Origin of the sequence: Plantactinospora sp. CA-290183 (assembly GCF_050936375.1) — a bacterium.
Classification (GTDB): domain Bacteria; phylum Actinomycetota; class Actinomycetes; order Mycobacteriales; family Micromonosporaceae; genus Plantactinospora.
Map to the genome: position 1 here is coordinate 1 of NZ_JBNJMX010000049.1, position 3,241 is coordinate 3,241.

5 protein-coding genes are annotated in these 3,241 nt (G+C 73.8%); all 5 read right to left on the reverse strand.

All coding sequences use genetic code 11. The features are described from left to right. The coding region (locus tag ACQEUR_RS25465; RefSeq protein WP_433036042.1) for a beta-ketoacyl synthase N-terminal-like domain-containing protein at positions 1 to 153 on the reverse strand (153 nt) is incomplete at its 3' end. Further along, positions 150 to 608 carry a cupin domain-containing protein gene (locus tag ACQEUR_RS25470; RefSeq protein WP_433036031.1) on the reverse strand — a complete coding sequence of 153 codons (459 nt, stop codon included), beginning with the start codon at positions 606 to 608 and terminating at the stop codon, positions 150 to 152. The genes ACQEUR_RS25465 and ACQEUR_RS25470, both read right to left, overlap by 4 nt. Then, complete coding sequence (locus ACQEUR_RS25475) at positions 601 to 1,449, reverse strand: SRPBCC family protein (RefSeq protein ID WP_433036034.1); 849 nt, start codon at positions 1,447 to 1,449, stop codon at positions 601 to 603. Before ACQEUR_RS25475 ends, ACQEUR_RS25470 begins: the two co-directional genes overlap by 8 nt. A gap of 19 nt (positions 1,450 to 1,468) precedes the next feature. After that, positions 1,469 to 2,869 carry an acetyl-CoA carboxylase biotin carboxylase subunit gene (locus ACQEUR_RS25480; RefSeq protein ID WP_433036036.1) on the reverse strand — a complete coding sequence of 467 codons (1,401 nt, stop codon included), beginning with the start codon at positions 2,867 to 2,869 and terminating at the stop codon, positions 1,469 to 1,471. A gap of 19 nt (positions 2,870 to 2,888) precedes the next feature. Further along, on the reverse strand, positions 2,889 to 3,241 hold a 353-nt coding region (locus ACQEUR_RS25485; RefSeq protein WP_433036039.1), incomplete at its 5' end, for an acetyl-CoA carboxylase biotin carboxyl carrier protein.

Here is a 3,241-nt window from a genome sequence, read left to right on the forward strand (position 1 = left end):
GGCGATCTGCGACCGGAACGGCGACGGGTCGAAGAAGCTGATCCGCCGGGTCGCCGTGCGGCCGGCGGTGATGGTGGCCCAGAACTCGTCCCGGGTCGCGCCCCCCGGCGCGACCACGCCGATCCCGGTCACCACCGCCCGGCGGCCTGTCACGGCGCGGCCTCCGCGGGCTCGCCGCCGCGCTGGACGACCGGCTCCCCGCGCCGCCCGGTGCCCCGCTCCCCGCTGGGCTCGGTGTCGACGTGCCCGAGTTCCGGGCGCGGCGCGAGCGGACCGAGGTGGAAGACCACCTCGGCCGGCTCGTCCGCCACGTTGCGCAGCCGGTGCCGTACCTCGACCGGGATGTAGAGGGCCTCGCCGGCGCGGACCGGCACCGGGTCGCCGTCCAGGTCGACGACCAGCTCGCCCCGGCTGACGTACAGGAACTCCTCGCTGTACGGGTGGTAGTGCTCGGCGATCCGCTCCCCCGGTGCCAGGTGCGCCACCCCGAGGAAGCCCGAGGTGCTGCCGACGGTGCGGGGACCGAGCAGCACCCGCAGCTCGCCGCCCCGGCGCCGGTCCGCCGGTACGTCCCGGGCCGCCACCAGCCGCCCGGCGTGCTCACTCATCGCCGGCTCCGCCGGTGGCGCCCGGGGTGACCGGTGCGGTGGGCACGGTCGGATGTTCGGCGGCGATCCGCTCGATCCGGTCCCGGATGATGTCCAACTGGATCCGGCTGTTGGCGTTGATCCGGTCGGTCATCTGCGCGGTGGTCACCGGCGCGGTCGGGCGCATGGCGAAGTCCTGCGTCCAGGTCATCCGGGTGCCGCCCGGCACCTCGGCGTACCGCCAGTGGATCCGCATGTACTCGAACGGCCCGGTCTCCACCCGCTGCGCGTGCACCTCCCGCCGCTCCCGGTCCGGGGTGCGCTCGCTGACCCAGCTCCAGACGACGCCGTTCTCGTCCGGGACCATGGTGAGCCGGAAGCGCACCGTGGGACCCCGTTCCTGGAGGACCTGCACCGAGGCGTACTCGGTGAAGAGCCCGGTCCAGCCGGTGACGTCGTTGGTCAGGTCCCAGACCAGGTCGAACGGCGCCGCGATCAGGACCGAGTTCTCGGTGTGTCCCGGCCGGTCGGCGTCGCCGGACCGGGCCACCAACTCGGCGACCTCCGGGATGCTCAGCTCTCCGGACTCCTCCGGGATCTGCACCCGGTAGCGGTCCGCGAGCACGGCCTGGAGTTCGAGCAGGGCCAGCGAGTCCATGCCGAGTTCCGTCAGAGACGCGGTTTCGGCGCCGGCCGCCGCCTCGGCGTCCAGCCCGCAGTTCTGCACCAGGATGGCGGTGATCTCGGCCGCCGTCACCGCCGGACTCCGTTCCTGGTCGGCGGCGCCGGCCGGGGCCGGACCCCGCCCCGGCTCCGCCGGACGCTGTCCCACCACTACCGGTTGCTCGTGCCTGACGGTCATCTGGTCCTCCTCGCGCTGCTCAACTGGTCCTGCTCGACGGTGCGTGCGGTGCGGAGACGTCCGGCGGGTCGGCGGGGGCGAGCAGCCGCTCGACCAGGGCCGTCGAGTACCGCCCCTTGCGGAACGCCGCGTCGTCCAGCACCCGGCGGACGAACGGGATGGTGGTGTGTACGCCGGGGCCGGCGACGTCGAACTCGTGCAGGGCCCGCTCCATCCGGCTGAGCGCCAGGTCCCGCTCCGGCGCCCAGACCACGACCTTGGCGAGCAGCGAGTCGTAGTACGGACCGACCTGGTAGCCGGGGTAGCCGTGGGTGTCGACCCGGGTGAACGGGCCGCTCGGCGGGGCGAACCGGGTCAGCCGCCCCGGCGTGGGCAGGAAGTTGCGGGCCGGGTCCTCCACGTTGACCCGGCACTCCAGCGCCACGCCGTTGATCCGGACGTCGGACTGGCGCAGGCGCAGCGGCACCCCGCCGGCGATGTGCAGTTGCTCGTGCACCAGGTCGACGCCGGTGATCATCTCGGTCACCGGATGCTCGACCTGGATCCGACAGTTGATCTCGATGAAGTGGAAGCGTTCCGCCTCGTCGACCAGGAACTCGAACGTCCCCGCCCCGGTGTAGCCGGCACTCAACGCCCCCCGCAGGGCGGTCTCGGCCAGTGCGTCGAGGGTGCTGCCGGACAGCGCCGGAGCCGGCCCCTCCTCGACCAGCTTCTGGTGCCGCCGCTGCACCGAGCAGTCCCGGGTGCCCAGGTGTACGCCGTTGCCGTACCCGTCGCAGAGCACCTGCACCTCGACGTGCCGGGCCTGCGCGAGGTACCGCTCGACGTAGACCCGGTCGTCGCCGAAGGCGGCCTGGGCGGCGATCCGGGTCCGCTCGTACGCCTCGGTGAAGTCCCGTTCCGACCAGACCACCGCCATCCCCCGGCCGCCGCCACCCGCGGCCCCCTTGATGATCACGGGGTAGCCGATCTCCTCGGCGACCGCGCGGGCCCGCTCCGCCGTGCCGAGCGTCTCCAGGCTGCCCGGCGGCAGCGGCAGGCCGGCGGCGCCCATCAGCACCCGGGCCCGGGACTTGTCCCCGAGGGCGGACATCACCTCCGGCGGCGGTCCGACGAAGACCAGGCCGTTGTCCGCGCAGATCTCGGCGAAGTCGGCGTCCTCGGAGAGGAAGCCGTAGCCCGGGTGGACCGCCTGGGCACCGGTCCTGCGGGCCGCCTCCACGATGGCGGGGGCGTTCAGATAGCTCAGCCGGCTCTCCGGCGGGCCGATGCAGACCGCCTCGTCGGCCAGCCGCACCACCGCGGAGTCGCGGTCGGCGGTCGAGTACACCGCCACGGTGCGCACGCCCAGTTCGCGGCAGGCGCGTACCACCCGCAGCGCTATCTCGCCGCGATTGGCGATCAGGATCTTCTCGAACACCGCCGCACCGTCCTGACGCTCACGCGGGTACCAGGGCGATCAGCGGCTGTCCGAACTCGACCGGCTCGCCGTCGACCACCAGTACCTCGACGACCCGGCCGGCCTGCTCCGCGACGACCTCGTTCATCAGCTTCATCGCCTCGACGATGCCGACCACCTGGCCCCGCTCCACCTTGTCGCCGACCTCGACGAACGCCGCCCCGCCCGGCTCGGCGGCCTGGTAGTAGGTCCCGACCATCGGGGCGAGGACGGTGAGCGGGGTGCCGCCGCCGACGGTCGCGCCGGCCGGCGTCGGCGCCGGTACCGGTACCTGCGCGCCGCCGGTCCGGCCGCCGCCCGTACCGTCCGCCGGTCCGGCCTCGGCCCCGTGCC